1 pseudogene is annotated in these 219 nt (G+C 65.8%); it reads left to right on the forward strand.

The window, feature by feature from the left end:
• A pseudogene (locus B0F77_RS50425) lies at nucleotides 1-140 on the forward strand (hypothetical protein); the annotation flags it as partial.
• Between the last annotated feature and the right edge of the window lie 79 nt (nucleotides 141-219).

A 219-nucleotide genomic window follows, 5' to 3' on the forward strand; every position in this document is an offset into this window, starting at 1 on the left:
CGGGCCTTTCGGTGCGGTTCATGGGGATCAACGACCAGGCGATCATCAACTACCTGGTCAGCGCCTACTACTCGGCCGCCATCATGGTGCCGGACGCGATCGGTGTGCTGGAGCACGTCGAGCTGGGCCGCGAAGGCTGATGACGTCGTTCACCATGCCGGAGTTCTACGTGCCCCACCCGGCGCGGATGAACCCGAACCTCGAACGCGCCCGCGCCCA

Origin of the sequence: Lentzea kentuckyensis (genome assembly GCF_002150765.1) — a bacterium.
GTDB classification, from domain to species: Bacteria; Actinomycetota; Actinomycetes; order Mycobacteriales; family Pseudonocardiaceae; genus Lentzea; species Lentzea kentuckyensis.